The sequence below is a fragment of the Streptomyces subrutilus genome (genome assembly GCF_008704535.1).
GTDB lineage: Bacteria > Actinomycetota > Actinomycetes > Streptomycetales > Streptomycetaceae > Streptomyces > Streptomyces subrutilus.
The window spans coordinates 2,950,600-2,976,159 of the sequence record NZ_CP023701.1 but is presented as its reverse complement, the minus strand read 5'-3'; the positions used below and the strand labels follow the sequence as shown (position 1 = coordinate 2,976,159).

General features: G+C 73.8%; 26 protein-coding genes. 11 read left to right on the top strand and 15 right to left on the bottom strand.

Annotated features, from left to right (window positions below; genetic code table 11):
* Window positions 1–141: 141 nt before the first annotated feature.
* Window positions 142–1,971, top strand: coding sequence for a phosphoenolpyruvate carboxykinase (GTP) (locus CP968_RS12735; protein ID WP_150518133.1), 1,830 nt, complete (start codon window positions 142–144; stop codon window positions 1,969–1,971).
* Between the two features lie 238 nt (window positions 1,972–2,209).
* Here the strand turns inward: CP968_RS12735 and CP968_RS12730 are convergent, their stop codons facing one another.
* From CP968_RS12730 to CP968_RS12715, 4 genes are all read right to left on the bottom strand, one after another.
* Window positions 2,210–2,815, bottom strand: a complete 606-nt coding sequence (locus CP968_RS12730; RefSeq protein ID WP_150518132.1) for a hypothetical protein — start codon at window positions 2,813–2,815, stop codon at window positions 2,210–2,212.
* The gene (locus CP968_RS12725; protein ID WP_150521885.1) at window positions 2,802–4,379 is read right to left on the bottom strand and encodes a substrate-binding and vWA domain-containing protein; all 1,578 of its coding nucleotides are present in this window, start codon (window positions 4,377–4,379) and stop codon (window positions 2,802–2,804) included. The genes CP968_RS12730 and CP968_RS12725 overlap by 14 nt, the downstream gene beginning before the upstream one ends.
* Window positions 4,380–4,459: 80 nt before the next feature.
* Window positions 4,460–5,647 carry a toxic anion resistance protein gene (locus tag CP968_RS12720; protein WP_150518131.1) on the bottom strand — a complete coding sequence of 396 codons (1,188 nt, stop codon included), beginning with the start codon at window positions 5,645–5,647 and terminating at the stop codon, window positions 4,460–4,462.
* Entirely contained in the window at window positions 5,644–6,744 is a 1,101-nt protein-coding gene (locus CP968_RS12715; RefSeq protein ID WP_229886629.1) for a substrate-binding domain-containing protein, read from the bottom strand. Before CP968_RS12715 ends, CP968_RS12720 begins: the two co-directional genes overlap by 4 nt.
* A 143-nt stretch (window positions 6,745–6,887) precedes the next feature.
* On the opposite strand from CP968_RS12715, the gene CP968_RS12710 reads away from it, so the two are divergent.
* Window positions 6,888–7,334, top strand: a complete 447-nt coding sequence (locus tag CP968_RS12710) for a hypothetical protein (RefSeq protein ID WP_150518130.1) — start codon at window positions 6,888–6,890, stop codon at window positions 7,332–7,334.
* 92 nt (window positions 7,335–7,426) lie between these two features.
* On the opposite strand, the gene CP968_RS12705 is transcribed toward CP968_RS12710, so the two are convergent.
* Together CP968_RS12705 and CP968_RS12700 are read right to left on the bottom strand one after the other, a co-directional pair.
* Window positions 7,427–7,825 (bottom strand): SCO4983 family protein, encoded by a 399-nt coding sequence (locus CP968_RS12705; protein ID WP_150518129.1) that lies wholly within the window; start codon window positions 7,823–7,825, stop codon window positions 7,427–7,429.
* 112 nt (window positions 7,826–7,937) lie between these two features.
* Window positions 7,938–9,149: a pyridoxal phosphate-dependent aminotransferase gene (locus tag CP968_RS12700; RefSeq protein WP_150518128.1), complete on the bottom strand. Its 1,212-nt coding sequence runs from the start codon at window positions 9,147–9,149 to the stop codon at window positions 7,938–7,940.
* Between the two features lie 231 nt (window positions 9,150–9,380).
* On the opposite strand from CP968_RS12700, the gene CP968_RS12695 reads away from it, so the two are divergent.
* Together CP968_RS12695 and CP968_RS12690 are read left to right on the top strand one after the other, a co-directional pair.
* Window positions 9,381–9,857 carry a macro domain-containing protein gene (locus CP968_RS12695; RefSeq protein ID WP_150518127.1) on the top strand — a complete coding sequence of 159 codons (477 nt, stop codon included), beginning with the start codon at window positions 9,381–9,383 and terminating at the stop codon, window positions 9,855–9,857.
* 129 nt (window positions 9,858–9,986) lie between these two features.
* A complete protein-coding gene (locus CP968_RS12690) occupies window positions 9,987–10,556 on the top strand; it encodes a GNAT family N-acetyltransferase (protein WP_150518126.1) in 570 nt (189 codons plus the stop codon).
* Between the two features lie 4 nt (window positions 10,557–10,560).
* Here the strand turns inward: CP968_RS12690 and CP968_RS12685 are convergent, their stop codons facing one another.
* Both CP968_RS12685 and CP968_RS12680 read right to left on the bottom strand, forming a co-directional pair.
* Window positions 10,561–10,815, bottom strand: a complete 255-nt coding sequence (locus CP968_RS12685) for a DUF397 domain-containing protein (RefSeq protein WP_150518125.1) — start codon at window positions 10,813–10,815, stop codon at window positions 10,561–10,563.
* Window positions 10,812–11,606 carry a helix-turn-helix domain-containing protein gene (locus tag CP968_RS12680; RefSeq protein WP_150518124.1) on the bottom strand — a complete coding sequence of 265 codons (795 nt, stop codon included), beginning with the start codon at window positions 11,604–11,606 and terminating at the stop codon, window positions 10,812–10,814. The genes CP968_RS12685 and CP968_RS12680 overlap by 4 nt, the downstream gene beginning before the upstream one ends.
* 104 nt (window positions 11,607–11,710) lie before the next feature.
* On the opposite strand from CP968_RS12680, the gene CP968_RS12675 reads away from it, so the two are divergent.
* From CP968_RS12675 to CP968_RS12665, 3 genes are all read left to right on the top strand, one after another.
* Window positions 11,711–12,142, top strand: a complete 432-nt coding sequence (locus CP968_RS12675) for an ATP-binding protein (RefSeq protein ID WP_150518123.1) — start codon at window positions 11,711–11,713, stop codon at window positions 12,140–12,142.
* 48 nt (window positions 12,143–12,190) lie between these two features.
* Window positions 12,191–12,547: a hypothetical protein gene (locus CP968_RS12670; protein WP_150518122.1), complete on the top strand. Its 357-nt coding sequence runs from the start codon at window positions 12,191–12,193 to the stop codon at window positions 12,545–12,547.
* 125 nt (window positions 12,548–12,672) lie between these two features.
* Window positions 12,673–13,209: a GNAT family N-acetyltransferase gene (locus tag CP968_RS12665; RefSeq protein ID WP_150518121.1), complete on the top strand. Its 537-nt coding sequence runs from the start codon at window positions 12,673–12,675 to the stop codon at window positions 13,207–13,209.
* A gap of 34 nt (window positions 13,210–13,243) precedes the next feature.
* Here the strand turns inward: CP968_RS12665 and CP968_RS12660 are convergent, their stop codons facing one another.
* Complete coding sequence (locus CP968_RS12660; RefSeq protein WP_150518120.1) at window positions 13,244–13,687, bottom strand: nitroreductase family deazaflavin-dependent oxidoreductase; 444 nt, start codon at window positions 13,685–13,687, stop codon at window positions 13,244–13,246.
* Window positions 13,688–13,792: 105 nt separating this feature from the next.
* On the opposite strand from CP968_RS12660, the gene CP968_RS12655 reads away from it, so the two are divergent.
* Window positions 13,793–14,758 (top strand): LysR family transcriptional regulator, encoded by a 966-nt coding sequence (locus CP968_RS12655; RefSeq protein WP_150518119.1) that lies wholly within the window; start codon window positions 13,793–13,795, stop codon window positions 14,756–14,758.
* A gap of 53 nt (window positions 14,759–14,811) precedes the next feature.
* Here CP968_RS12655 and CP968_RS12650 read toward each other — a convergent pair whose 3' ends face one another.
* Window positions 14,812–14,997 (bottom strand): hypothetical protein, encoded by a 186-nt coding sequence (locus tag CP968_RS12650; RefSeq protein ID WP_150518118.1) that lies wholly within the window; start codon window positions 14,995–14,997, stop codon window positions 14,812–14,814.
* A gap of 210 nt (window positions 14,998–15,207) precedes the next feature.
* Between CP968_RS12650 and CP968_RS12645 the strand changes: the two genes are divergently transcribed.
* Window positions 15,208–16,560, top strand: a complete 1,353-nt coding sequence (locus tag CP968_RS12645) for a carbohydrate-binding protein (protein WP_150518117.1) — start codon at window positions 15,208–15,210, stop codon at window positions 16,558–16,560.
* Window positions 16,561–16,670: 110 nt separating this feature from the next.
* Here the strand turns inward: CP968_RS12645 and CP968_RS12640 are convergent, their stop codons facing one another.
* The 3 genes from CP968_RS12640 to CP968_RS12630 all read right to left on the bottom strand — a co-directional run bounded on the left by CP968_RS12640 (window position 16,671) and on the right by CP968_RS12630 (window position 20,668).
* Window positions 16,671–17,678: a YdcF family protein gene (locus CP968_RS12640; RefSeq protein ID WP_150518116.1), complete on the bottom strand. Its 1,008-nt coding sequence runs from the start codon at window positions 17,676–17,678 to the stop codon at window positions 16,671–16,673.
* Window positions 17,679–17,762: 84 nt separating this feature from the next.
* The gene (locus CP968_RS12635) at window positions 17,763–19,370 is read right to left on the bottom strand and encodes an N-acyl-D-amino-acid deacylase family protein (protein WP_150518115.1); all 1,608 of its coding nucleotides are present in this window, start codon (window positions 19,368–19,370) and stop codon (window positions 17,763–17,765) included.
* 11 nt (window positions 19,371–19,381) lie between these two features.
* Complete coding sequence (locus tag CP968_RS12630) at window positions 19,382–20,668, bottom strand: alanine racemase (RefSeq protein WP_150518114.1); 1,287 nt, start codon at window positions 20,666–20,668, stop codon at window positions 19,382–19,384.
* Between the two features lie 199 nt (window positions 20,669–20,867).
* On the opposite strand from CP968_RS12630, the gene CP968_RS12625 reads away from it, so the two are divergent.
* Window positions 20,868–21,626 (top strand): IclR family transcriptional regulator, encoded by a 759-nt coding sequence (locus tag CP968_RS12625; RefSeq protein WP_150518113.1) that lies wholly within the window; start codon window positions 20,868–20,870, stop codon window positions 21,624–21,626.
* 9 nt (window positions 21,627–21,635) lie between these two features.
* The gene (locus CP968_RS12620; RefSeq protein ID WP_150518112.1) at window positions 21,636–22,046 is read left to right on the top strand and encodes a RidA family protein; all 411 of its coding nucleotides are present in this window, start codon (window positions 21,636–21,638) and stop codon (window positions 22,044–22,046) included.
* Window positions 22,047–22,130: 84 nt separating this feature from the next.
* Here CP968_RS12620 and CP968_RS12615 read toward each other — a convergent pair whose 3' ends face one another.
* On the bottom strand, window positions 22,131–23,465 hold the full coding sequence (locus tag CP968_RS12615; protein ID WP_150518111.1) for a M14 family metallopeptidase: 1,335 nt from the start codon (window positions 23,463–23,465) through the stop codon (window positions 22,131–22,133).
* Between the two features lie 126 nt (window positions 23,466–23,591).
* Complete coding sequence (locus CP968_RS12610; RefSeq protein WP_150518110.1) at window positions 23,592–25,292, bottom strand: chitinase; 1,701 nt, start codon at window positions 25,290–25,292, stop codon at window positions 23,592–23,594.
* Window positions 25,293–25,560: the final 268 nt, after the last annotated feature.

The window sequence follows — 25,560 nt, the reverse complement described above, 5'->3', positions numbered from 1 at the left end:
TGAGAGGCCCTCTGGACATATGCGCACATCCACCGGATGATCAGATGAGTGCGGTCGGCACCGGATGAGCGGAGCGCGAAGCGTCCGGGTCGCAGCCCCCACGGGGCAAACACCAAACAAACCCCTCAACAAGGAGCAATCGTGGCGCGCGACAACGCGGCTCCCACCATTCCGACGACCCACCGGGAACTGATCACCTGGGTGGACGAGATCGCCGCCCTGACCCAGCCCGACCGCGTCGTCTGGTGCGACGGATCCGAGGCCGAGTACGAGCGCCTGTGCGAGGAGCTCGTCACCCAGGGCACGTTCAGGAAGCTCGACGAGACCAAGCGCCCGAACTCGTACTACGCCGCCTCCGACCCCTCCGACGTCGCGCGCGTCGAGGACCGGACCTTCATCTGCTCCGAGAAGGAGGAGGACGCGGGCCCGACCAACCACTGGAAGGCCCCGGCCGAGATGAAGGAGCTCTTCGCCGGCAAGGGCGCGGAGGGCGGCATCTTCCGCGGCTCCATGAAGGGCCGGACGATGTACGTCGTCCCCTTCTGCATGGGCCCCCTCGGCTCCGAGCTCTCCGCGATCGGCGTCGAGATCACCGACTCCGCCTACGTCGCCGTCGCCATGCGCACCATGACCCGCATGGGCAAGGCCGTCCTCGACGAACTCGGCACCGACGGGTTCTTCGTCAAGGCCGTCCACACCCTCGGCGCCCCGCTCGCCGACGGCCAGGCCGACGTCCCGTGGCCCTGCAACACCACCAAGTACATCTCGCACTTCCCCGAGACCCGCGAGATCTGGTCCTACGGTTCCGGCTACGGCGGCAACGCCCTGCTCGGCAAGAAGTGCTACGCCCTGCGCATCGCGTCCGTCATGGCCCGCGACGAGGGCTGGCTCGCCGAGCACATGCTGATCCTCAAGCTCACCCCGCCCACCGGCGAGGCCCGGTACATCGCCGCCGCGTTCCCGAGCGCCTGCGGCAAGACCAACCTGGCGATGCTGGAGCCCACCATCCCCGGCTGGACCGTCGAGACCGTCGGTGACGACATCGCCTGGATGCGCTTCGGCGAGGACGGCCGCCTCTACGCGATCAACCCCGAGGCCGGCTTCTTCGGCGTCGCCCCCGGCACCGGCGAGCACACCAACGCCAACGCCATGAAGACGATGTACGCGAACACCGTCTTCACCAACGTCGCGCTCACCGACGACGGCGACGTGTGGTGGGAGGGCATGACCGAGCAGTCGCCCGCCCACCTCACCGACTGGAAGGGCAACGACTGGACGCCGGAGTCCGGCACCCCGGCCGCCCACCCGAACGCCCGCTTCGCCGTCCCGGCCTCGCAGTGCCCGACGATCGCCCCCGAGTGGGAGGACCCCGAGGGCGTCCCGATCTCCGCGATCCTCTTCGGCGGCCGCCGCGCCTCCGCCGTGCCCCTGGTCACCGAGTCCTTCGACTGGAACCACGGCGTCTTCATCGGCTCGAACATCGCCTCCGAGAAGACCGCCGCCGCCGAGGGCAAGGTCGGCGAGCTGCGCCGCGACCCGTTCGCCATGCTGCCGTTCTGCGGCTACAACATGGGCGACTACATGGGCCACTGGGTCGACGTGGCCAAGGGCAAGGACCAGTCCAGGCTCCCGAAGATCTACTACGTGAACTGGTTCCGCAAGAACGACGCGGGCGCGTTCGTGTGGCCCGGCTTCGGCGAGAACAGCCGCGTCCTGAAGTGGGTCGTCGGCCGCCTCGACGGCACCGCCGACGGCGTCGAGACCCCCATCGGCGTCCTGCCGACCGCGGAGTCCCTCGACACCGACGGCCTGGACCTGTCCGCCGCCGACCTCGACTTCCTCCTCACCGTCGACAAGGAGGTCTGGCGCGAGGAGGCCGCCCTGGTCCCCGAGCACCTGAACACCTACGGCGACCACACGCCCAAGGAACTGTGGGACCAGTACCACGCGCTCGTCGAGCGCCTGGGCTGACCCGCCCGCCCCGGTCACCGGGGCCCGAGAACGTGGGAGCCCCCGACCAAGCGGTTCCCACCGCAGCACCGGTCCCCCGGCAGGCGCGTCCTCGCCCGCCGGACGGACCGCGTGCGACCGCCGATGGCGGGCCCCCGCGCGAACGGGAGCCCGCCATCGGGCACTTCCGAAGCCGAAGCGGCAGCCGGAGCCGCGGCCGGGTCCGCGGCCCCGTGCCTTCGCGGCAGCAGGGCCGCGGTCAGGAGCGGCCCCGGTCCTCCAGGTACGTCGTGTGCGTCCGCTGCCGGCGCGCCTCCGCCTCGCGCAGCGCCGCCGCCACCCCCTCCGCCTCCTCGTACAGCGCCGCCAACTGCCGCTCCAGTTCGCGTTCCGGCGATGCGCCGCCCGGGGTGATCCGGGTCCACCAGCGCGTCCGGTGGTAGGCGTCCACGCACTCCGGCACGTCCGCGCGGATCGCCCGCGACAGCACGTGCACCGCCTCCGGTTCGGCGCCCAGCACGTCGGCCGCCCACCCCGGATCGAGCAGCGCCGCGTACCGCTCCAGCAGCCCGGCCAGCGTCCCGGCCGCCGTCGGCGGCAGCTCGGCCCGGGCCACGTACGCGCGCAGCCGGCCGAGGTCCTCCCGTACGGCGCCCAGCCGCTCGGCGGCGTCCGGGTAGCGCGGCGGCGCCACCCGCTCCGGCGGGGCGATCAGCGCGCCCGCGCCGTACAGCCCGGCCACCACCGCCGGCCAGTACGGGCCCGCCGACCCGGCCAGGGCGAGGGCCACCCCGGCCACCCCGCAGGCCGAGCCGGCCAGGTTCTTCTTCGACTCCAGGTAGCCGAGGACCCTACTGGTAGCCACGGATCTCCTCGAACGCCCCGTCGAGCGCACCGCTGCCGCCGGTGGCGTCGAAGAGCCGTCCGCCGGTCAGTTCGGTGATGTGGGTGAGCTCCCTGCGGTCCGAGTCGCCGAACAGCACCGCGAAGACCGGGGTGTGCCGCTGACCCTCCGGCAGCGCCGCGTAGAAGGAGTCGAAGTCCTGCACCTTGTCCCCGCTCTGTCCGTCCGTCATCAGCACGATCGACGTGAACGCGTCCGCGCCACCCCGCCCGAGGTGCTGGTAGGCCGCCTTCAGACTGCCGTACACGGCCGTGCCCCCGGCCGGCTCCAGCGCGCCCACGTCCCGCCGGATCGCGTCGAGGGCCGGCCCCGGGGCGCCCGGATCGACCACGTGCGTCAGCACCTTCTTCACCCGGTCGCCGAAGGGCAGCAGCGTCACCTCCTCGCGGTCGCGGAAGCGCCGTCCGGTGCCCGAACCCCCGCTGCCCGTGAGGTCGGTGAGCGCGGACTTGAGCCGTCCGATGCGGTCCTCCTCGCCCATCGAGCCCGAGGTGTCCAGGACGTACACCGTCCGCGAGGGCCTGCGCAGCTCGTTCTCGTACGAGGCCAGCAGCCCGTCGGCCACCGACAGCGACCCCGGGAAGGGCAGCTCGCGGCGGACCGTGGCCTCCAGCCCGGCCGCCGGCGCGACCCCGGCCGCGACCGGCCGCCGGAAGGTCCGTTCGGTGATCGACCGCTGCGCCTCCGGGCCGCGCAGCCAGTCGGTCAGCACGCGCCCCGACTCGCGGGCCCCGGCCGGAGCCGAGGTCAGCAGGGTCAGCGGGTAGTGGGCCGTCACCACGCCGTCGCGCGGCCGGACCACCGTCAGGCCGCTCTTCGCGTCCCGGTTCATCGACAGCAGGACGGACTCGTAGTTGACCAGCGCGTCCACGTCCCCGCGCTGGGCGTACGCGTCGGCCAGCCAGCCCGAGGAGCCCGAGGTCAGCTTCTGCCCGGCGAAGAACTCCTTCAGCCGGGGCGCCGCCGTCCGCACGTCCGCGTCGGTGAGCGCCGACTGCGCGCCCGACAGCCCCGAGGCCACCGAGACCAGCGCGGAGAAACCGGAGTTGGAACGCACCGGATCGGTCATCCCGTACGTCAGCCGGCCGCCGGCCACCGCCTCGTGCACCGCCGACCAGGTCACCTCATCGGGCTTCCAGCCGAGCCGCGCCAGGGCCTGCGGCCGTACGCCGAGGGCGACCGGAGAGGACATCACGGGGGTCGCGTCGGCGAGCTTCGCGGCCGCCCCGGGCCGCAGCCGCAGGTAGTCGTCGGAGGAGAGCCAGATCGCGTCGTACGCCCCGTCCGCCTTCCCGGAGGCGACCTGCTCGGCGGCGTCGAGGGTGCCGGTCCAGGTCAGTCGCACCGTGACCCCGGTCGCGGCCCGGGCGGCCTCCAGCACCGGCTCCATGTCGGCGAGCTCGCTGGAGGCCAGGACGCGCAGGGTGCCCTCCCGGTAGGCGGTGGGCTTCGCCGGGTCCGGGGCGGCGGAGGAGCCGGTGCAGGCGGTGGCCGCGGCCAGCACGCCGAGGCACAGGGCGAGCACGGCGAGCGGGGTGCGGCGCGTCCCCCGCGAGCGCGCGGGCGCGTCGGGCGCGTCGGGTCGCGGGGTGCGGCGGGCCGCGCTCACCGGGTCTCCCCGTCGGGCGCGCCGGCGGTGCGGGTGCGCTCCAGGTAGGCCGAGGCGGTGCGCAGTTCGCCGCTCAGGGACTCCACGGTGGCCGCCATGTTCTCGGTGGCCCGCGCCTTGAACGTGTCGATCGCGTCGAGGGTGCGGTGGATCTGCTCGAAGGCCGTGCGCAGCGTCTCCGTGCCGACCGCCGGGTCGGCGGCGAGCCGTTGGATCTCGCCGCTCTGCGTGCCCAGCATCTGCGCGTTGCCCCGGATCAGCTCCTCGGTGGTGCCCTTGAGGGCGTCGACCTGCGCGACGACCCGGCGCTGGTGGTCGAGGGCCGAGGCCAGCATCACGGCGATCCGCAGCGCCGAGACGGTGGTGCTGGCCGCCCGGTCGACGCCCTTGATCAGCTCGTCGTTGGTGCGCCGGACCACGTCCATCGCCAGGTAGCCCTGGGCGCAGACGGCCAGCTGGGTCAGCAGGTCCTGGTGCTTCTGCCGGACGGGGAAGAGCACGTCCGCGCGCAGGGCGTCGGCCTGCCGCGGGTCGGCGCCCTCCGTCTCGGCGACGCGCTGTCCGACGGCCGCGTCCAGGGCCTCGGTGAGGACCGCGTGTTCCTGGAGCCGGCCCATGGTCTCCCACAGCCCGGCCCGTTCGGTGTGCAGGGCGGCGTTGTCGCGGCGCAGTTCGTCCTGGCCGCCGCGGAGCGCGCCCACGAGGGAGTCGAGCGTCGCCTGCGCGGAGGCGTAGCGGGCCACGTGGTCGCGCAGCCGGTTGCCGCCCGGCAGCCGCGAGAGCAGCCTGCGGGCGCCGCGGGCGGGCGTGTCCCGGGGGTCGAGGTCCCGTACGGTCCGCCGCAGTTCGACCAGGGAGCCGGCCACCCGGGCCTGGGCCGCTCCGCCGCCGTCCGCGCCGAGGGACCGTACGGCCCGCTCCAGCATGCGGTTGGACTGCTGGGCGGCGGAGCGGACGTCGGCCGCGCCGAGCCCGGTGATCTCGTCGATGCGCCGGGCGAACTCGGGGGAGCGGGCGTCGGTCCCGGCGAGCGAGCCGACGTACTCGGCGGCCCGGCGGGCCATCTCGTCGCGGACGCCGTCCTGGAGCGGTACGAGGCCCGCGGCCCGGTCCCGGCGGACCGGGGGGACGGGTTCGGGTGCGGTGAGGACGAAGGTGTCGTCCCCGGGAGGTGTCGGTGTCACGGTGTGTCCCCCTGGCCCTTGGCGCGGGCGGCCAGCGCCATCAGGTTCTTGACGGTCGGCGTGCCGACCTGGCGGATGCCGGCCAGCGCCGGGTTGAGGTAGGCGGAGTGCGGGGCGGTGGCGGCGGTGAACGCGGGCACGCCGTCCTGCGGGCGGAAGCCGTGCCGCAGGACGAGGTCGCGCAGGACGGGGTCGGTGGCGAGGAGGGTGCCGAGCTCCCGGGCCCCGTCGGTGAGCGGCACGAAGGTGTGAGCGGTGTTGACGGTGGTGTCCGGGTAGAGCACCACCATGTTGTCGAGGTCGCCGCCGCCCTGCTGCTGGAGCAGGAGGGAGGCCACCTGGGACTCGTAGACCAGGATGAGCGGTTCGCCGCCGCCGCTGATGAACGCCCGGAACGGGTCGTCGCTGCTGGGCTCCAGGGCGCCCTGGACGGAGATGAGCTTGCGCATCAGGGGCGCGGTGCGGGCGAGGGCGGCGTCGTCGGCGACGACCGTGCCGCCGTTCGCCACGTTGGAGGCGGCGGCCAGGAAGAGGGCGCCGGAGTTGGAGGTCGCCGGGTCGGTGGTCTTGACGAACACGGTGCCGGTCAGTTCGCCGTGCGCGGCCGCGCCGGACAGCTGCTGCCAGGTGCGGTCGTCGGCGGCGGCCTTCAGGAACGGGCCCATGAGGAGGGTTCCGGTGTGCGGTCCGCCCTTCTTCGCGAGGCCGTTGGCGGCGAGCACCTCGGCGGCGTTGGTCCGGGCGATGACGACGAGCGGCGAGTAGAAGGGCCTGGTCTCCTGCGCGCCCTTCACCCCGGCCGCGGCCTCGATCTCCTTGGCCGGTTCGCTGCTGCCGGGAAAGGCGAAGTCGTAGTCCTTCAGGGCGAGTCGGTCCATCGCCCAGGAGCCCGACGTCTCGGCCTTCACGGTGTAGCCCCGCGTGGCGAGGGCTTTGACGACGTCGGGGTCCCGGAAGAACTCGTACTTCTCCGAACCGATGACGCCGCGCACGGTCTTCGTTGCCGTGGTGTGCGGGCTCTGCCCCCCGAGGAGGACGACGGCTGCCGCGCCGCCGATCAGGAGGAGGCCCAGGAGGATGCCCAGGATGCGTCTCACGGGTGCAGCGTGCTCGCGGAAACCCACATTCCGCGCGGAGTCGCGTGAACGCCGGGTGTCCGGCCGGTCCCACTTCGAAATGCTGTGTGGGCCCGCTGGTGCTGGTGACGGGAGCGGCGGCCGGGGAGGATCGGGGGATGGGCGTGAGCGCGTTGAAGTGGCGGGGCTGGGTGGTCGGGCTGGTGGCGCTGGCCGGCCTGCTGGTGTTCGCCCCGCTGGGGCTGTACGTGTGGGCCAGCGGCGGCGCCGGGGGCGCCGACGCGGCTGCGGCGCCGCGGCCGGCGCTGGAGGGCGTACGGGTCACCGGGTGCCGGATCGATCCGGCGAGCAGGCGGGTGGTGGCCACGGTGGAGGCGGCGGGGCGGCCCGAGGGGCCGGGCGCCTACGTGGTGACGGTGGAGTTCCGCGACTCCGCGCGGGCGGAGCCGGGCGGGCGCACCGCCCAGTCGCTGGTCCGCATCCCCGGGGTGGCGGTGGGGGTGACCGAGTCGGCCGAGGCGCTGGGTCCGGTGTGGCCGGTGGCGACGGTCCCGTGGTGCGGGGCCGAGGCGGCGGCGTTCACGCCGCTCTCGCCGCAGCCGCGGCGCTGAGGACCGCCGGGGGCAGGGGCGAGAGGGGCCCGCGCCCGCGCGGGGGAGTGTGGCGCCCGGTCCGGAGCCTCCGCGGCCCCGGACCGGGGCCGTCAGTGGGCGCCGGCCAGGTCCAGGGAGTCCAGGGCGGCGGCGTGGGCGTCCATGCGCTCGGCGGCGAGGATCGCGACGGTGGTGTCGGCGCGGGACGCGGCGACGAGCAGCGCGCGGGCGGCGAGGTCGTGCGCCCGCTGGTGCAGCGGGGCGGCCCCGTCGGCGCCGGGCCCGCCCTGAGCGGCCCGTACGGGCGCGGCTCCGCGCAGCCGCGTCACCTGGACGGCGATCCCGGTGGCCGCGTCGGCCAGCCCGAGCTCGTCGGTCACGGCGAGCAGTGCGGACAGGTGCCCGGCGAGCTGGATGTCCAGCGCCTCGGCACGGCTGCTGTGGGGGTAGTCGTCCGGGTGGCCGCCCGTCCGGTGGACGACCGACTTGCTGCGGCTCGGCTCGTACATGAGGTGGCCTCCTGCGGGGTCAGGAGACCATCTTACATTGGAATGCGTCTAAAGTTGAGCTGGATCGATTCTTCTTCGAGCGGGTCCGGCCGGCGCCCCCGCGGGCCCGTTGTCAGTGCTGGCCGTAGCCCTCCAGGAAGTTCCCGATCCGGGTCACCGCGTCGGCCAGGTCCTTGGCGTTCGGCAGCGTCACGATCCGGAAGTGGTCGGGCTCGGGCCAGTTGAAGCCCGTCCCGTGCACGACCATGATCTTCTCGGCGCGCAGCAGGTCCAGGACCATCTGCCGGTCGTCCTTGATCTTGTAGACGGACGGGTCGAGGCGCGGGAAGGCGTACAGCGCGCCCTTGGGCTTCACGCAGGTGACGCCGGGGATGCGGGTCAGCAGGTCGTAGGCGACGTTGCGCTGCTCCAGGATGCGCCCGCCCGGCAGGACAAGGTCCTCGATCGACTGCCGCCCGCCGAGCGCGGTGGCCACCGCGTGCTGCGACGGCATGTTCGCGCACAGCCGCATGTTCGCCAGGATCGTCAGCCCCTCGATGTAGGAGGAGGCGTGCTTCTTGGGGCCGCAGACCGCCATCCAGCCGGCCCGGTAGCCCGCGACGCGGTAGTTCTTCGAGAGCCCGTTGAAGGTCAGCGTCAGCAGGTCCGGCGCGATGACGGCGGTGTTGGTGTGCGTGGCGCCGTCGTACAGGATGCGGTCGTAGATCTCGTCCGAGCAGACGATCAGGTCGTGGCGCCGGGCGATGTCCGTCAGCCCGCGCAGCATCTCGTCGTCGTAGACGGCGCCGGTGGGGTTGTTCGGATTGATGATCACGATCGCGCGGGTGCGGTCGGTGATCTTGCGCTCGACGTCCGCGAGGTCCGGCATCCAGTCGGACTGCTCGTCGCAGCGGTAGTGCACGGCGGTGCCGCCGGCCAGGCTGACCGAGGCCGTCCACAGCGGGTAGTCCGGCGCCGGGACCAGCACCTCGTCGCCGTCGTCGAGCAGCGCCTGCATCGACATCTGGATCAGCTCGGAGACGCCGTTGCCGAGGTAGATGTCCTCGACGTCCAGTGCGATGCCCTTGGTCTGGTAGTGCTGCATGACCGCGCGGCGCGCGGAGAGCAGCCCCTTCGCGTCCCCGTACCCGTGGGCCGTGCCCAGGTTGCGGAGCATGTCCTCAAGGATCTCCGGCGGGCACTCGAAGCCGAAGGCCGCGGGGTTGCCGGTGTTGAGCTTGAGGATGCGATGACCTGCCGCTTCGAGCCGCATCGCCTCTTCGAGGACGGGTCCGCGGATCTCGTAGCAGACATTGGCGAGTTTCGTTGACTGGATCACCTGCATGACGGGAGCTTACGGGCCCCCGGCGGCCCTGTCCCGGGCATTCGAGCGGAAGTCCGGCGGGTGAAATGTACCGTTTCGGGCAATGCGTGGGTCGCGGCGCGCCCCACCCTTGGAAACCGGGGCCCTGCCGCTGCCGGGGCCTGCGGAATGGGTGGGGCGGGGGGAGCGGGCCGCGCCGGGTGTTGCGCTCGTCACCCCGGGGCTGTCGGAGGGACGCTTTAGCGTGGCGGGGTGAAGCCGATCAGGATCATCCCGGGGGACGCGACGAGCCCCCGGGCCGAAGGGCCCAAAGTCATCGCGCACGTCTGCAACGACCTCGGCGGCTGGGGCAAGGGATTCGTCGTCGCCGTCTCGCGCCGCTGGCCCGAACCGGAGGCCGCCTACCGCGCCTGGCACCGCGGCCGCAGCGGCAACGACTTCGGGCTCGGCGCCGTCCAAGTGGTGCGGGTGCGGCCCGACGTGTGGGTGGCCAACATGATCGGCCAGCGCGGCATGCGGACCGGCAGCGCGGGCCCGCCGATCCGCTACGAGGCCCTGGCCGACTGCCTGGCCGCACTGGGCGACCGGGCCCTGGAGCTCGGCGCCACCGTGCACATGCCGCGCATAGGCACCGGGCTGGCCGGCGGCACGTGGACGCGCGTCGAGCCGCTGATCGACGATGCGCTCGGCGCGCGGGACGTACAGGTCACCGTCTACGACCACGCCTGAGGACGCCCCGGCCGGGCGGCCCGAGAAGCCGTTGTGGACGCGGACGGGCCGGTCGAAGAGCCGAGCCGGTGGGCCGGAGTGTGCGGTGTGACGTTTCAGCACATCAGGTGGGGAGGGCAGGATGCCCCCATGCGCTACCGCTACGCGACCGGGGCCGACGCCCCCGCCATGGCCGCACTCTTCGCCGCCAACCACCACGACGCCCTCACCCCGGACCGGCGCCGGGCGCAGGGGTTCGTCCAGGGCGCCTTCGGCGAGGACGCGCTGCGCGCGATGGCGGACGGCGGTGAACTGCTGCTCGCCGAGGACGGGTCGAGGCTCGCCGGCCTCCTCGCCCTCTCGGTGGCCGCGGACCTCCCGCACCCGCCCCCGCCGGTCCGCGCGCTCCTCGCCGCCCAGGACGCTCTGCACTGGCGGGGCCGTCCGCTCAGGGACGTGCGCTGGCTGCTGTACGGGCCCGTGGTCGTGGACGCCGCCTTCCGCGGGCACGGGGTGGCCCGCGGGCTGTACGCGAGGGCCGTCGCGGAGGCGGCGGGGCGCGCGGAGGCCCTGGTCGCCTTCATCGAAGCGGGCAACGAGCCGTCGCGGCGCGTGCACGTCGACGCCTTCGGCATGACCCCGCTCGGCGACTACGAGGCCGCCGGCCGCACCTACACCGCCGTCGCCGCCCCCGCCGCGAGCGGGGGTGCGGCGGCCTGAACGGTCAGTCGGCGCAACGGGCGGCGACCCCGCCGAGGAACACGCCCCAGACCCCCGCCGGGACGGAGAACCGCGGCCCGGCCTCCCCGAGCTTGGAGTCCCGGACGTGCACGGTGTCGGGGCACGCGGCCACCTCGACGCAGTTGGCACCTTCGTCGTCGCTGTACGTGGACTTCCGCCAGTCCAGGGCGACTTCGATGCAGTCGCTGCCTTGTGCGTCGCTGTAACTGGACTTGAACCAGGTAAGACGGCTGCTCATAGCTCCTCCGCGAGCCTCTTGATGAATTCCGCCGACTCCGCAGCGCCGAGGGCGTTCATCCGGATCATGCCATGCGTCTGGGTGAGCGAGCTGACCTTGTCTCGGTGCGAGTACATGGCCGTCGTCTTCTGTCCATCCGCCCAGGCCCACAGTTGGTGATCGGGTGTCTCCATGAGGACGAGGGGCCCTCGTAGAGCCGCGCCACATGCTCGCCCGGTGGGCAGAATTTGGATGAAGACGTTGCGTAGACCGCTGAGTTTCAGGAGGTGGTGCAACTGCCGTCGCATGACCTCTTTGCCTCCCACCTCCGTACGCATGGCGGCTTCACCGATGATGAAGCTGTAGACCGTCTTGATTCGGCGCTCCATGGCTTCCTGGCGCGTAAGGCGCCTTCCCACGCGTTCCGCGATCGTCTCCGCGTCCACCGGAGGCGAGCTGTCGCCCATCAGAGCCTCCATGTACTCCTGGCTCTGGAGCAGCCCCGGGATCAACAGCGGCTCGTAGTTGTTGAAGGCGACGCACTCCGCCTCCGCCGCCATGAACTCCTCCGACCGCTTCGGGAACGGCTCCGGCTTCATGTACTCGGCCACCGCCAGCAGTTTCCCGGCCGCCCCGAACATCTGGTCCGCCGCCCGCAGCAACTGCATCGTGGGCCGTCTGCGGCCCAGTTCCATCGACTTGACCGTCTCCGCGTCGTAGTTCGACTCGGCCCCGAGCTCCTCCCGGGACTTCCCGGCCTCCGTACGCCACAACCTGACCTGGTTGCCGCCGTACCGCCATGCCTCCGTCATCGGTGCTCCCTCCCTCCCCGTCCGGATACCGCGCGTGTACAAACGATCCCCGTCTACGCGCTGTTACTCGCCCGGCCCCTACCCCGCGCGCCACCGTGGGGACCATGGATCACCCCATCGAGTGGCGCTACCCCCGCGCGCCCATCAGCGTCCCCCGCGCCCGTGCACGACTCGCCGCGCAGGCCCGCGCGTGGAAGCTGCCCGAGGACACCGCCGAGACCGCGGTACTGCTGCTCGGCGAGCTCATGGCCAACGCCTGCCGGCACGTCCGGGTCCCCGGCCGGGAGGTGTGGGTGCGGTGCCTGCTCGACGGGGAGCGGCTGCGGGTGGAGGTGCTCGACGCCGGGCGCGAGATGCCCGTCGTGCGGGAGCCTCGGCCGCTGGCCGAGTCGGGGCGGGGGCTGGCGATCGTGGCGGCGCTGGCGGGGAGCTGGGGGGCGTACCCGCGGGAGTGCGGGATCGGGAAGGCGGTCTGGTTCGAGCTCGCCACGCCGACCGATTCCGGAGGATCGATTCGCCCGCCGGGGCCTTCCTAGGGTCGGTTCCGCACACCCGCCCGCCCCCGGAAGGGAACCACCCCGCTCATGAAGCTCCGCAACACCGCCGGCGCCGCCCTCGCGGCCTTCGCGCTCGTCCTGTCGCTGCCCGCCTCGGCCTTCGCCGCCCAGGGCTACTTCCACTACAAGTTCGTGGACGGCTTCGGACAGGAGCAGCACATCACCCTGCACGACCCGCACAGCGGCAAGTGCATCAACCTGTACGGCGTCGGCGACGACGACGAAGAGCCCGGCTACGGCCCGCACAACGACACCGACGCCGCCGTCACGGTCTACCTCGGCGTCGGCTGCTCGGGCCCCGAGTGGACGCTGCGGGCCAAGGGCAAGCCGGCCCGTGACGACCTCCAGGTCCGCTCGGTGCGGTTCCACACCGACCGCGGCTAGTCCCGGACCGGGCCGCCCTCGCCCGCGGTAGAGGTGCGCGCGCCGCCCCGGACCCGTGCCGGGCGGCGCGTGCGGGCGCCCACAACGGTTTGCCCGCTGCGGGCCGGGTCGGATAGGAAGCCCGCATGATGAGAGGCGCATTGGTCGGGCTCAGGGCCCGGCACGAGGACGACATACCGATCCTGGAGGACGAGCTGCACGGCGACGTGGTCACCGCGTCGCGGGCCCAGGGCCGGCCGTGGCGGCCGCTCACGCCCGGCTCGAAGCAATCGCAGTTCGCGGTGGACGACGCCGAGCAGGGCCACGTCCCGTTCTCCGTGGTGGAGCTGGACGGCGGCACGCTGGTCGGCACCGCGACGCTGTGGGGCATCGACGACCACAGCCGGTCCGCGCACATCGGGCTCGGCCTGCTGCCCGCCGCCCGCGGCAAGGGCTACGCCGGTGACGTGGTGGCCACCCTGTGCCACTACGGGTTCGTGGTGCGCGGCCTGCACCGGCTGCAGATCGAGACGCTGTCGGACAACGCCGCCATGCTGCGCGCCGCCGAGCGCAACGGCTTCGTCCGCGAGGGCGTGCTGCGCTCCTCGGCCTGGGTGATGGGCGAGTTCCTCGACGAGGTGCTGCTCGGCCTCCTCGCCCGGGAGTGGCGGCCGGCCGCGTAGGCCGCGGCCGTCCGGGACCGTCGCCCACCCGCCGTCAGGGCTCCAGGACGACCAGGGGGATCTCCCGGTCCGTGCCCGCCTGGTCGTCGTCGTACGGCGGCCACAGGGCGGTCATCAGGGGCCAGTACGCGTCCCGCTCCTGCGGTGTGGCCGTCCGGGCCGCGGCCTTGTGGACGGCGGCGCCCGCCTGGAAGCGGACCTCGGGGTGGGTCGTGAGGTTGCGGTACCAGCGGGGGTGCTCCGGGGCGCCGTGGCCGGAGGCCACCAGGAGCACGCGGTCCGCGTCCTCGCCGTAGATCAGCGGGGTGCGGACGGTGCGGCCGGTGGCGCGGTCCACCGTGGTCAGCAGGAGGGTGCGGACCCCGTGCCAGAGGTGCCCGTCGACGCCGGCGGAGGCGACGTACGCGCGGACGTGGTCCAGCCGGGGGCCGGGCCCCGGGTCCGCGGGGTGGTCCCAGTCGACGTCGAGTGCGTGCATTCACCAGTCCTTAGGGTCGCGGCCCCCGGGAGGTTAACGAGCGTTAAGAATTCTGGTTGCGGCCGACCCGTAGCGCACGGCGGAGGTCTGGACCAAGCTCGTCGCATGGACCTGGAGCTGAGGCACCTCAAGATCGTCAGGGCCGTGGCGGACGCCGGCAGCCTGACCCGGGCCGCGACCGCGCTCGGGCTCGCGCAGCCCGCCCTCAGTGCCCAGCTGAAACGGATCGAGCGGGCGCTCGGCGGGGCGCTGTTCGTCCGGGGCCGCGAGGGCGTGCGGGCCACGGCGCTCGGCGAACTGGTGCTGGACCGGGCCCGCGTGCTGCTGCCCGCCGTCTGCGAACTCCAGGAGGAGGCCGTGCGGTTCGCCCGGCAGGGTGCGGAGGGCTACCGGCTCGGCGGGACGCACGGGCCGCTGCTCGGCGCTCTCGTGGACCGCCTCGCCCGCCGGGAGCCGGGGGTGCCGGTGACCACCCACACCTCCTGGTCCGAGCGCGAGATCGCCGCGGGCGTCGCCGACGGGCGGCTGGACTTCGCGCTCGTCGGGGTCTGCGGGGAGAGCGCCCCGCCCGGACCGGGGCGCCTCGCCTGGAGCGAGGTGGCCCGCGACCCGGTGTGCGTGATGCTCGCCGAGGACCATCCGCTGGTCGGCCGCCGGGAGGTCGAGCTGGCGGCGCTGGCCGCCGAGGCCTGGACGGACGTGCCGGGCGACGGCTGCTTCGGGGACTGCTTCGCCGCGGCGTGCGTGCGGGCCGGGTTCACGCCCGCCTGCGTCTACGAGACCGACACCGCCTCCTGCGTGCACCTGGTGCAGGTGGGGCGGGCCGTCGGCCTGTGCCGGGCCACCTTCCCGGTGACCCCGGGGGTGGCCGTCCGGCCGCTGGCCGCGGCCCCGCTGGTCTGGCGCCACCTGCTGGGCTGGCACCCGGCCGCCCCGGCCGCGGACCGGGCCGCCGAGGTGCTGGAGCACGCCCGCACCGCCCACGCCCGGGCCCAGGCCGCGTCGGCGTCCCGCGCGGCCGCACGGGACGGGCGGCCGGAGGGGGCCGCGCCCGCGGTGGAGCCGGCGTAGGCCCTCAGGGGGCGCCCCGGGCGGGACGGCCCGGGGCCGGGGTGCGGGCGGGGCTACGGGAGGTAGCGCTCGATGACCTGGGGGCCCTCCTCCTCCATGAGCGCGCGGGCCCGCTCGATCCGCTCCGGAGTCGGGTCGTGGCCGGTCGCCATCACGAGGTCCTCGGGGTCGTACGGCCGTTCACCGCCCGTGAAGAGCCGGTCCGGCCGGGTGGGCCGCTGGTCCGATTCACTGTCCATCGCGTACCTCCTCCGATGCCCCCTGGCCCCCATCCTCCGGTGCCCGCCCCGTGAACGCACCTCGGGCGGCCCCGCCGCCGCCCCCGGCCCGCCCCGCGCCCGCCCCCGGGCGCGGGCATAACGCCGGGGGAGGGGCCAACCGGGCTCTCCCGCACGGCGGTTCGGCTTCCTACGGTGTCGCTCACCCCCACCGAACCGAGGAGACCCCCCATGCTCCAGCGACAGGCCCGCGCGGCCTGTACCGCCCTGGCGGCCGCCGGGCTGCTGCTGGCCGTCGCGGGCGGCGCCGCCGGCGCCCCCGCGACGGCCGCACCGCCGCCCTCCGCCGCCGCCACCCTGCGCACCGCCGACGCACCCCCCGAGCTGCTCGCCGCCCTGGGCCGCGACCTCGGCCTGACCCCCACGCAGGCCGAAGCGCGTCTCGCCCACGAAGCGGAGGCCGGGGCCACCGCAGCCCGGCTGCGGGACCGGCTCGGGGCCGCCTTCGCCGGGGCCTGGGTGGACGGAGCCGACTCCGCCACCCTCACCGTGGCCACCACCCGGCCCGCCGACGCCGCCGCGATCCGCGGCGCCGGGGCCCGGGCCGCCGTCGTCCCCCGGACCCTGGCCGGCCTGGAGACCGCCCGGGCCGCCCTGGACCGGGCGGCCGACTCCACCACCCCCGTCCGGTACGCCGACCCGCGCACCAATGCCGTGGTCGTCGAGGAGACGGCGCCGGGCGCGGCCGCCCGGCTGCTGGCCGCCACCCGCACCGACCCGGCGCTCGTCCGGGTGGTCCGCACCGCCGAGGCCCCGCGCCCGCTGTACGACCTGCGCGGCGGGGACGCGTACTACATGAACGGCGGCCGCTGCTCGGTCGGCTTCCCCGTGACCCGGGGCGCCACCCAGGGCTTCGCCACCGCCGGCCACTGCGGCCGCGCCGGGACCACCACCAGCGGCTTCAACCAGGTCGCCCAGGGCACCTTCCAGGCCTCCGTCTTCCCCGGCAACGACATGGCCTGGGTCGCCGCGAACGCGCAGTGGGCCTCCACCCCGTACGTCAAGGGCAGCGGCGGGGCGAACGTGCAGGTCACCGGCTCGGTGTTGCAACCCGTCGGGGCCTCGGTGTGCCGTTCCGGATCGACCACCGGCTGGCACTGCGGGACGATCCAGCAGCACGACACCAGCGTCACCTACCCCGAGGGCACCATCTCGGGCGTGACCCGCACGACGGTCTGCGCCGAGCCCGGAGACTCGGGCGGCTCCTACCTCTCCGGCAGCCAGGCGCAGGGCGTCACCTCGGGCGGCTCCGGCAACTGCTCGGCCGGCGGCACCACCTTCTTCCAGCCGCTGAACCCGATCCTGTCCGCGTACGGACTCACCCTCAAGACCACCGGCGGCGACCCGGGACCCGGCCCGGGCCCCGGCGAGCCCGAGCCGGGCGGCACCTGGCGGGCCGGCACGGTCTACGCGGCCGGCGCCACCGCGACGTACGGCGGCGCGAACTACCGCTGCCTCCAGGGCCACCAGGCCCAGCCGGGCTGGGAGCCGCCGAACGTGCCGGCGCTCTGGCAGCGCCTCTGACACCGGTGCGCGGGCCCGCCCGCGCCGACGGCCCGGGGACAGGGGGCGCCGTGACTGCCAAGGGGGGAGTCACGGCGTCCCCGCCCGCGACCGCCCGCCCCGCTCCCGGGTCAGCCGACGAACGCCGCCGCCACCCCGAGGGCGGCGAGCAGCCCGCAGATCCCCAGGTTCACGGTGCGGTGCTCCCAGAAGACGGCGACGAACTCGCGCAGGGTCGCGCTCGGCCAGAAGTACTTCGCCGTGGGCGAGCCCACCACCTGTCCGTTCACCCCGGCCTTGCGGGCCATCATCGCGGCCCGGAACGCGTGGAAGTTGTTGGTGACGACCACGCACCGGTAGCCGGGATCGTCCGCCCGCATGATCTCCTTGCTGAACAGCATGTTCTCCTCGGTCGTCGTCGACCGGTCCTCCACCCGCACGTGCTCCGCCGGGACGCCCCGCGCGATCAGCCAGTCCGCCATCGCCCGGGCCTCGGCCACCTTCTCGTCGGTGCCCTTGCCGCCCGAGGTCAGCAGCACCGGCGGCCGCCCGCCGCGCGCCACCTGGGCCGCGTAGATCTGCTGGCCCTTGCGCAGCCGCGAGGCCAGCAGCGGCGGCACCTGGTCCCCGCCCACCAGGCCCGAGCCGAGCATCACCACGTGGTCGACGTCCCCGCGGACCTTGATCCGGCCGTAGAGGAAGGCGTAGCCGAGGAAGCACAGGAAGATGAACGAGACGTAGGTGACCACCGCGGTCACCGTCGCCGCGACGCCCGTGACGGCCGTCGAGTCGAACGTCCCCGCCGCGACCACCAGCGCGATCACCGCGAAGATCCCCAGCCCCGCCAGCAGCGAGAGCAGGTTGGGGAGGTAGGCGCCCTCCCGGCGGACCATGGTCACGCCGTTGGCGACGAGGAACACCCCGATCGCCAGGACGCCGAGGGCGGGCAGGCCGAAGACGACGAGCAGCACGAACGGGACCGCCCAGCCGGGCAGCCGGTCCGCCTGCACGAGCAGGGCGCCCGAGAAGGAGATCAGGGTCAGACCGAGCAGGACGGCGTTGCGGAACCGGCGGCGGTCGTTGCGGGCACTGAGACAGAAGGCCGCGAACAGCACGGCGGTGAGGGCGAAGGCGGCCATACCGGCCATCGTACGGAGCCGCGGCCGCCTCCCGGACCGCCCGCGGCCCCGGACCGGCCGCCCGCGCGCCTCCGGACCGGCCGCTCAGCGCGCCCGCGGCCGGGGCCCCGCGGCGCCGTGCGGGGTGCGGCGCACCGACCGGCCCGCCAGGACGTCCGTGCGCACCCCGTCGCGGATCACGAACCGGCCGTCGATCAGGACGTACGGGATGCCCGTCGGCAGCGCGCGCGGCCGCTCGTACGTGGACCCGGCCGCGACCGTCCCCGGGTCGAAGAGCACCAGGTCGGCGCGGAAGCCCGGGCGGACCAGGCCGCGGTCGGGCAGGCGCAGCCGGGCCGCGGGGCGGCCGGAGAGGTGCGCGACGCACTCCTCCAGGGACAGGACGCCGAGCTCGCGGACGTAGCGGCCGAGGTAGTGCGGGAAGGTGCCGTAGGCGCGCGGGTGCGGCTTCGCGCCCTGGAGGATGCCGTCGGAGCCGCCCGTGTGCACGCGGTGGCGCATGATCGCCCGGACGTTCTCCTCGTGGCCCACGTGCTGGAGGATCGTCGGCGCGAGCCGGTCGGCCAGCAGCAGCCGCCGGGCGCTCTCCCAGCCGTCGACGCGGGTGCCGACGTGCGCCGCGAGGGCGGGGTCGCCGACCCCGGAGACCTCGATCGTCGACCAGTCGACCGGCACCCCGTGGCAGCCGTCCGCCCCCTCCACCTCCAGGGCGTGGCGGACGCGTTCGGCGGTCGCGTCGTCGCGCAGCCGGGCCAGGACCGCCTCCGGGCCGCCCTCGTTCGCCCAGCTCGGCAGCAGGGCCGCCAGGGTGGTGCAGCCGGGGGTGTACGGGTAGCTGTCGAGCGTGATGTCGCAGCCGTCGGCCAGGGCCCGGTCGAGGAGGGCCAGCAGTTCGGGGGCCCGGCCCTGGTTCTCGCCGAAGTTCATGGTGGCGTGCGCGAGGTGCAGCGCGCAGCCGGCCTCCCGGGTCAGGGCGATCATCTCGGCGTAGGCGCCGAGCGCGTCGCGGCCGTAACTTCGGTGGTGCGGGCAGTAGTAGCCGCCGTAGCGGGCCACCACCCGGCACAGCTCGGTCAGTTCGGCGCCGGAGGCGTACATGCCGGGGGTGTAGGTCAGCCCGGAGGACATGCCGACCGCGCCCTCCGCGAGCCCCTGCGCGACCAGCCGCCGCATCCGCTCCAGCTCGGCGGGGGTGGCGGGGCGGTCGTCCCAGCCGACGGCGTGGGCGCGCACCGTGCCCTGGGGCACGAGGTAGGCGGCGTTGACGGCGATGCCCCGGCCGCCGTGGGCGCCGTCGAGCCGGTCCAGGTAGCCGCCGACGGTGCGCCAGTCGATGTCGACGTCGTCCCCCGGCCCGTTCCAGCCGGCGATGGCGGAGCGGACCGCGGTCAGGGTGTGGTCGTCGGCGGGCGCGTAGGACAGGCCGTCCTGGCCCAGGACTTCGAGGGTCACGCCCTGGGCGGCCTTCGCGCCGTGGTCCGGGTCGCGGAGCAGCGCGAGGTCGCTGTGGGCGTGCATGTCGACGAAGCCGGGCGCCAGGGCGAGGCCCCCCGCGTCCAGGACCCGCCGGCCGCCGCCCGCGATCCGGGTGGCGATCTCGGCGATCCGGCCGTCGCGGACGGCGACGTCGGCGGTGTACGAGGGCCCGCCCGAGCCGTCGACGACGCGGGCCCCGCGGATGACCAGGTCCATCGGGCCGCGGCTTAGAAGAAGGTGCGGACGTAGTCGGTGACGGCGCCGTCCGCCTCCACCACCGGGATCAGCGGCCACTTCTCGAAGATCGTGCACGGGTGGGACATGCCCAGGGCCACCCAGTCGCCCACGTCCAGGTCGCCGGCCCCGTCGGTCTCCAGCCAGGCGTGCTGGTCGGACAGCTTGACCACGCGGACCCCGGTGGCGGGCCGCTCGGTGCCGTCGAGGGCGTCGCGGACCAGCTCGGCCTCGGGCAGGCCCAGGTCGTAGGCGGCGTCGCGCTTGCCCGCGTTGACGAAGGCCTGGGTGGGGGAGGGCCGGGAGACCACCTGCGTCCACAGCCGGAACGCGGGCCGCAGGCCGCCCTCGTCCGGATGCCGGTTGAAGGGGGTCAGCCGGGTGTACCAGCCGTGGTCGTGCGAGACGTAGGCGCCGGAGCGCAGCAGCCGCAGGGCGGGCCGGGAGAGCTCGGGGAGCTCGGCGAAGACCTCGGCGACGGCGTCGAACCAGGCCGAGCCGCCGGCGCTGACCACGATCTCGTCGAGGCCGGCCGGGAAGCGGCCGGCGGCGTCGAACTCGGCCGCCAGCCCGGTGAGGCGGCGCAGGTAGGCGGTGACGGAGGCGGTGTCGGCGTCCGGGACCTCGGCCTCGTAGCCGGCGACGCCGACGAGCCGCAGGGTGCCGGCGGCCGCCACCGCGTCGGCGACGGCGCGGCACTCCTCCTCGGTCCGGGCGCCGGTACGGGCCCCCTCGCCCGCGCCGAGCTCCACGACCACGTCGACCACGGCCGGCTGGTCCCGCAGCGCGCGGTCCATCAGCCGGACCCCGCGCACCGAGTCGACGTAGCAGACGAAGCGGAAGCCGGGGTCGGCGGCGAGCTCGGCGGCGACCCAGCGCAGCGCGGCCGGGTCGACGAGCTCGTTGGCGAGGAAGATCCGCCCGATGCCGAAGGCGCGGTAGACGCGGGCCTGGTGCGGGACGGCCGCGGTGATGCCCCAGGCGCCGTGCTCCAGCTGGCGGCGGAAGAGCTGCGGGGACATGCAGGTCTTGCCGTGGGGCGCGAAGGCCAGGCCGTGCCGCGCCGCGTAGGCGCCGAGCGCGGCGAGGTTGTGCTCCAGCGCCCCGGCGTCGAGGGTCAGGACCGGGGTGGTGAAACCGCCCGAGTACAGGTCGCGGCGCTGCGCGGCGAGCGCGCCCACGGTGAGGCCCGCGGCCTGGGCGTCCGGGGGCAGGCCCTTGAACCGGTGGTCCACCGGCTCGTCGGCGAGGTCCTTGACGGGGTCGCTGGCGCTGGCCATGCGGATGCCTCCCGGGTCGTGTTGCATCGGACGCAACTGTCGTTGCGGATACCGCTGCATGCTGTCTAACATCCCGCATGACGACGGGTCAACGTCCGGCCGCCCGGCCGGGGCCCCGCACACGGCGACCGGATACGGCCACCGCACCCGGCGAAACGCACCCGACGACCGCACGCAGGACGACACCCAGGGAGACCGGATGAGCCAGTCGGTGGAACGGGCACTGGCGATCCTGCCCCTGCTCGCCCGCGGCCCCGCGGGGCTGGGCACGGTGGCCGAGGCCCTGTCCGTGCACAAGAGCACCGCGCTGCGGCTGCTGCGCACCCTGCACGAGGGCGGCTTCGTCTACCGCCAGCCCGACGGGCGCTACCGCCTCGGCGCCCAGCTCTTCGCGCTCGCCGCCGAGGCCATCGAGAACGTGGACGTCCGCGAGATCGCCCACCCCCACCTGGTCGAGCTGAACCGGGCCACCGGGCACACCGTCCACCTCGCCCTGCACCAGGACGACGAGGTGGTCTACATCGACAAGGTCGACAGCCGCTACCCGGTCCGGATGTACTCGCGCATCGGCAAGCCCGTCGCCCTCACCGTCGCCGCCGTGGCCAAGCTGCTCCTCGCCGACCTCCCCGAGGCCGAGCGCCGGGCCCTGGCCCACCGGATCGAGTACCCCCGCTACACCGCCCGCTCCACCCCCGACGCGCAGGCCTTCCTGCGCGAACTGGACCTCGTACGGGAACAGGGCTGGGCCACCGACCTCGGGGGCCACGAGGAGGCCATCAACTGCCTGGGCGCGCCCGTGCACGGGCCGGGCGGGCGGGTCGTCGCCGCGCTGTCGGTCTCCGCGCCCGGTGTGGTCGTCGCCGCCGAGGGGCTCCTCGAACTGCTGCCCCTGGTCCTCCGTACCGCCGACACCATCAGCCGCGAGTACTCAGGCTCCGGCACCGGCCCCGCAGAGTAAGGACGCTCCATGACCGAGAAGACCGCCGTCACCCCCGCCACCCACACCACCCCGCCCGCCCGCTTCTCGCACGGCGTGCGCAAGGGCAACATCCTCCAGGTCGCCGGCCAGGTCGGCTTCCTCCCGCACGTGGAGGGGCAGGCGCCGACCCCGGCCGGGCCCACGCTGCGCGAGCAGACCCTGCAGACGCTGGAGAACGTCCGCTCGGTCCTGGAGGCGGGCGGGGCGGGCTGGGACGACGTGCTGATGATCCGCGTCTACCTGACGGACACCGGCCACTTCGCCGAGATGAACGAGCTGTACAACGCCTACTTCGACGAGCAGGGCCTGAAGGAGGCCCCCGCCGCCCGCACCACGGTCTACGTGGGCCTGCCGGCCGGGCTGCTGATCGAGATCGACGCGCTGGCCGTCCTGGGCTGAACCCGGCGGCCCGCGACGGGCCCGGTACGCGACGGGCCGGGGGCGCCCCCCTGGCGGTGGGGCGCCCCCGGCGGCGTGCGCGGCCTAGGCGCAGTACTGCGCCTCCTTGCCGATCGAGCGGTACATGCAGTCCGCGTTCTCCAGCAGCTGGAGCACGGCCTCCTTGTTGCGGGAGGTCTCGCGGTCGATCACCTCGTCGGGCGGGTAGAAACCGCCCGCGCCCGCGCTGGAGGGGTACATCTCGAAGGTGTACGCGAAGACCTTCTGGCTGCCCCACAGCCAGTCGTCGATCGTCCCGTCCGTGATGTACAGGTCGCTCGACTGCTCCGGCGTGTAGCCGTTGCTCGCGGCCATGCTCGTGCCGATCTTCTTGAACACGGCGAGGTCGTCGGCGGTCAGACCGGGAGCGGTGTCGTTGTACGTCCAGCCGAAGGGCCAGAGCACCAGCTGGCTGTAGGTGTGGAAGTCGATGGACGCCTTGATCTGCTGCTTGCCGCCGACCACCCGGCTGCGGACGAAGTCGGAGACCACCTTCACCTCGGGCGCGGACGCGGCGGAGGCGCCCCGGTAGGTCTCGGAGCTCTTGCTGGTGCTGGAGCCGCCGCAGCAGCCCCACTTGTAGTCCCAGTTCCGGTTCAGGTCGGTGCCGACGTACGAGGAGCCGGCGTTGGGCTGGCGGTTCTTGCGCCAGGACCGGTAGGAGCCGGAGGCGATGTCGTACTCGCCGCCGTCCGGGTTCAGGTCCGGGATGATCCAGATCTCGCGGCCGTCGACCGCGTTGGTCACCCGCGACTCGGAGCCGTACTTCGAGCCGAGCTCCTTGAGCAGGTACAGGGCCATCTCGACGGTCAGGTGCTCGCGGGCGTGCTGGTGCGCGGTGAAGAGCACCTCGGGCTCGGCCTCGTCGGTCCCGACGTTGTCGCTGATCTTGATGGCGAAGAGGTCGCGGCCCTCGTAGGACTTGCCGATGACCCGCTTGCTCATGATCGACGGGTACTGGGCGATGCGCTGGTCGATCTCCGCGGTGGCCTCGGCGTAGTTGTGGTAGCGCGAGTCCGCCGACGGGAAGTCCATCGTGCCGGCCGCGATCCCCGGCAGCGAGCGGTCGGGCGGCCCGGGCAGGGGGGTGAGCCGGTAGCCGCTCCTGCGCAGCGCCTCGGCCTGGTCCGGGTCGGCGCTGACGACGACCGCGTGCTCGTCCGCCTCGTCGATCGAGACCCCGGTGCGCAGCAGGGCGGTCCGGTCGGCGGGCGTGGACGGGCCGTGGATCTCGTACTGGGTGACCGCCTCGTCCCGGGTGGCGGTGGACGGGGTGGGCGGTGGGGACGCCGTGGCGCTCATGCCGTAGGCGGGTGCGCCGAGCGCGAGCGCCAGCAGGGCCGCCGTGACGGCGGCCCTCCGGCGGGTGTGGAGCCGCATGCGTTCTCCTGGGTGGGGAGTGTGGGGGTAGCCGTGCGGACGCGCACAGCGTCCTCTGCTGGCATGTCCGGGTCAAGAACGCCCTCGCGTCCGGCGGCCCGAACCGGCCACCCCCACACCTACCGCCTACGGCAGGGCGTGGACCTTGGGACCCACCGCGTTGGACCAGGCGCTCCCGGCCTTGGCGTCCCAGTTGGTGGACCAGGTCATCGCGCCGCGCAGCCCCGGGTAGGTCTTCGACGGCTTGAACGACCCGCAGTTCGTGCCCCGGGCCAGGCAGTCCAGGGCGTTGTTCACGACGGTCGGGGAGACGTAGCCGCTGCCCGCGCCGCTCGGCGAGGCCGGGACGCCGATGCCCACCTGGGAGGGGTCGAGCCCGCCCTCCAGCTGGATGCAGGCGAGCGCGGTGAGGAAGTCGACCGAACCCTGGGAGTAGACCTTGCCGTCGCAGCCGTTCATCGCGCCGCTGTTGTAGTACTGCATGTTGACGACCGTGAGGATGTCCTTCACGTTCAGCGCCGTCTTGAAGTAGCCGCCCTGCGTCGACTGCATGTCGATGGTCTGCGGGGCCATGGTGAGCACGAGCGAGGGGCCGGCCTTCTGCGACAGCGAGCGCAGCGCCTGCGTCATGTAGGTCGGGTTGAGCCCGTTCTCCAGGTCGATGTCGATGCCGGTGAAGCCGTACTCCTGCATCAGTGCCCAGGCCGAGTTCGCCAGGTTGGTCGCGGAGGCCGAGTCGTTGACCGAGATGGTGCCCTTCTCGCCGCCGATCGAGAGGATGACCGACTTCCCGGCCGCCTTCTTCGCGGCGATGTCCGCCTTGAACTGGGCGACGGTGTAGCCGTTCAGGCCGGCCGAGTCCAGGTTGAAGGTGATGGCGCCGGGCGTGGTCGTGGCGTCGGCGAAGGAGACGGCGATGATGTCGTACTGCGCCGAGACGTCGGAGATCTTCTGGACGGTCGCGCCGTTGTTGAAGTTCTGCCAGTAGCCGGTCAGCGCGTGCTTGGGCACCGCGGGGTTCGGGCCGGGGCCCGGGCCGTCGCCGCCCGTGGTGGTGCCGGTGACCGGGGCCGACTTCGGGCCCTCGCCCGCCGCGTTGTAGGCGCTCACCTGGAAGGCGTACGAGGTGCCGGCGGCCAGGCCGGTGATCTGGGCGCTGGGGGCGGTCACGGTGCGGACGCGGACCCCGTCCTGGTAGACGTAGTAGCCGGTGGCCGAGCCCACCGCGTTCCACGCGAGGGTGAGACCGCTCGCGCTCTGTCCGGAAACGGCCGTACCGGCCGGCGCGCCCGGGATGCCCGGACCCGGGTCGGTGCCGCCGCCGCCGTCCGGGCCGAAGACGCTGAACTCGTCGACGACGTAGCCGGGCTGGCCGTACCAGCCGTGCGTGTACACGGTGACCTGGGTGGTGTTCGGGCCGGTGGAGAAGGTGGTGGAGAGCTTCTGCCAGCCGCTGCCCGAGCCGGGGGTCCAGGTGGAGACGTCCTGGGTGCCGGTGCCGGTCGCGCCGAGGTAGACGTAGCTGCCCTGGACCTGGGTGCTCAGCGTGTACGTCGAGTTCGGCTTGACCGTGACGGTCTGGCTGCAGCGGGCGTTGTCCGACCCGGCCGGAGTGGCCTTCAGCGCGCCGGCCCCGGCGTACACCGGGGAGGAGACGACGGCGCCGCTGCCGCCGGCACAGGTCCAGTTGGCGAGGCCGGACTCGAAGCCCCCGTTGCGGGCGACGTTGATGTCCGCGGCTTGCGCGGTTCCGGTGGCGAGGGCGGTCAGGCCGCCCACGGTGAGCGTGGCGGCGCCCAGCAGGGCGAGGGAGCGTATGCGGTTCACGAGGGCTCCGGTGGGGGGAGGAATGGGGTGGGGCGGGTGCGGGCCCGGTGGGGGAGGAGCAACTGAGGGCCCGCGGAGCCAAGTTGGTCCAGACCAATCCTCGTGTCAAGGGTCTGCACCGACTGGCTTGAAACGGACGGCCCGACGATCCCTGTTGTCCGGATATCCGGCCACCTGTCACCCGCGGCCCGACCACGGGAATCCCCAAGGCCCTGCCCCGCCAGCGGTGACGCGGATATGGTGCTGGGGCAAGGGGGAAGCCCGGCGA

What these genes read in the sequence shown, in the direction of transcription:
- CP968_RS12705 (WP_150518129.1), bottom strand. Translation starts at nt 7,825, where the DNA reads ATGTACGAGCCGAGCCGCAGCAAGTCGGTCGTCCACCGGACGGGCGGC.
- CP968_RS12700 (WP_150518128.1), bottom strand. Translation starts at nt 9,149, where the DNA reads ATGCAGGTGATCCAGTCAACGAAACTCGCCAATGTCTGCTACGAGATC.
- CP968_RS12690 (WP_150518126.1), top strand. Translation starts at nt 9,987, where the DNA reads ATGCGCTACCGCTACGCGACCGGGGCCGACGCCCCCGCCATGGCCGCA.
- CP968_RS12685 (WP_150518125.1), bottom strand. Translation starts at nt 10,815, where the DNA reads ATGAGCAGCCGTCTTACCTGGTTCAAGTCCAGTTACAGCGACGCACAA.
- CP968_RS12680 (WP_150518124.1), bottom strand. Translation starts at nt 11,606, where the DNA reads ATGACGGAGGCATGGCGGTACGGCGGCAACCAGGTCAGGTTGTGGCGT.
- CP968_RS12675 (WP_150518123.1), top strand. Translation starts at nt 11,711, where the DNA reads ATGGATCACCCCATCGAGTGGCGCTACCCCCGCGCGCCCATCAGCGTC.
- CP968_RS12670 (WP_150518122.1), top strand. Translation starts at nt 12,191, where the DNA reads ATGAAGCTCCGCAACACCGCCGGCGCCGCCCTCGCGGCCTTCGCGCTC.
- CP968_RS12665 (WP_150518121.1), top strand. Translation starts at nt 12,673, where the DNA reads ATGATGAGAGGCGCATTGGTCGGGCTCAGGGCCCGGCACGAGGACGAC.
- CP968_RS12660 (WP_150518120.1), bottom strand. Translation starts at nt 13,687, where the DNA reads ATGCACGCACTCGACGTCGACTGGGACCACCCCGCGGACCCGGGGCCC.
- CP968_RS12655 (WP_150518119.1), top strand. Translation starts at nt 13,793, where the DNA reads ATGGACCTGGAGCTGAGGCACCTCAAGATCGTCAGGGCCGTGGCGGAC.
- CP968_RS12650 (WP_150518118.1), bottom strand. Translation starts at nt 14,997, where the DNA reads ATGGACAGTGAATCGGACCAGCGGCCCACCCGGCCGGACCGGCTCTTC.
- CP968_RS12645 (WP_150518117.1), top strand. Translation starts at nt 15,208, where the DNA reads ATGCTCCAGCGACAGGCCCGCGCGGCCTGTACCGCCCTGGCGGCCGCC.
- CP968_RS12640 (WP_150518116.1), bottom strand. Translation starts at nt 17,678, where the DNA reads ATGGCCGCCTTCGCCCTCACCGCCGTGCTGTTCGCGGCCTTCTGTCTC.
- CP968_RS12635 (WP_150518115.1), bottom strand. Translation starts at nt 19,370, where the DNA reads ATGGACCTGGTCATCCGCGGGGCCCGCGTCGTCGACGGCTCGGGCGGG.
- CP968_RS12630 (WP_150518114.1), bottom strand. Translation starts at nt 20,668, where the DNA reads ATGGCCAGCGCCAGCGACCCCGTCAAGGACCTCGCCGACGAGCCGGTG.
- CP968_RS12625 (WP_150518113.1), top strand. Translation starts at nt 20,868, where the DNA reads ATGAGCCAGTCGGTGGAACGGGCACTGGCGATCCTGCCCCTGCTCGCC.
- CP968_RS12620 (WP_150518112.1), top strand. Translation starts at nt 21,636, where the DNA reads ATGACCGAGAAGACCGCCGTCACCCCCGCCACCCACACCACCCCGCCC.
- CP968_RS12615 (WP_150518111.1), bottom strand. Translation starts at nt 23,465, where the DNA reads ATGCGGCTCCACACCCGCCGGAGGGCCGCCGTCACGGCGGCCCTGCTG.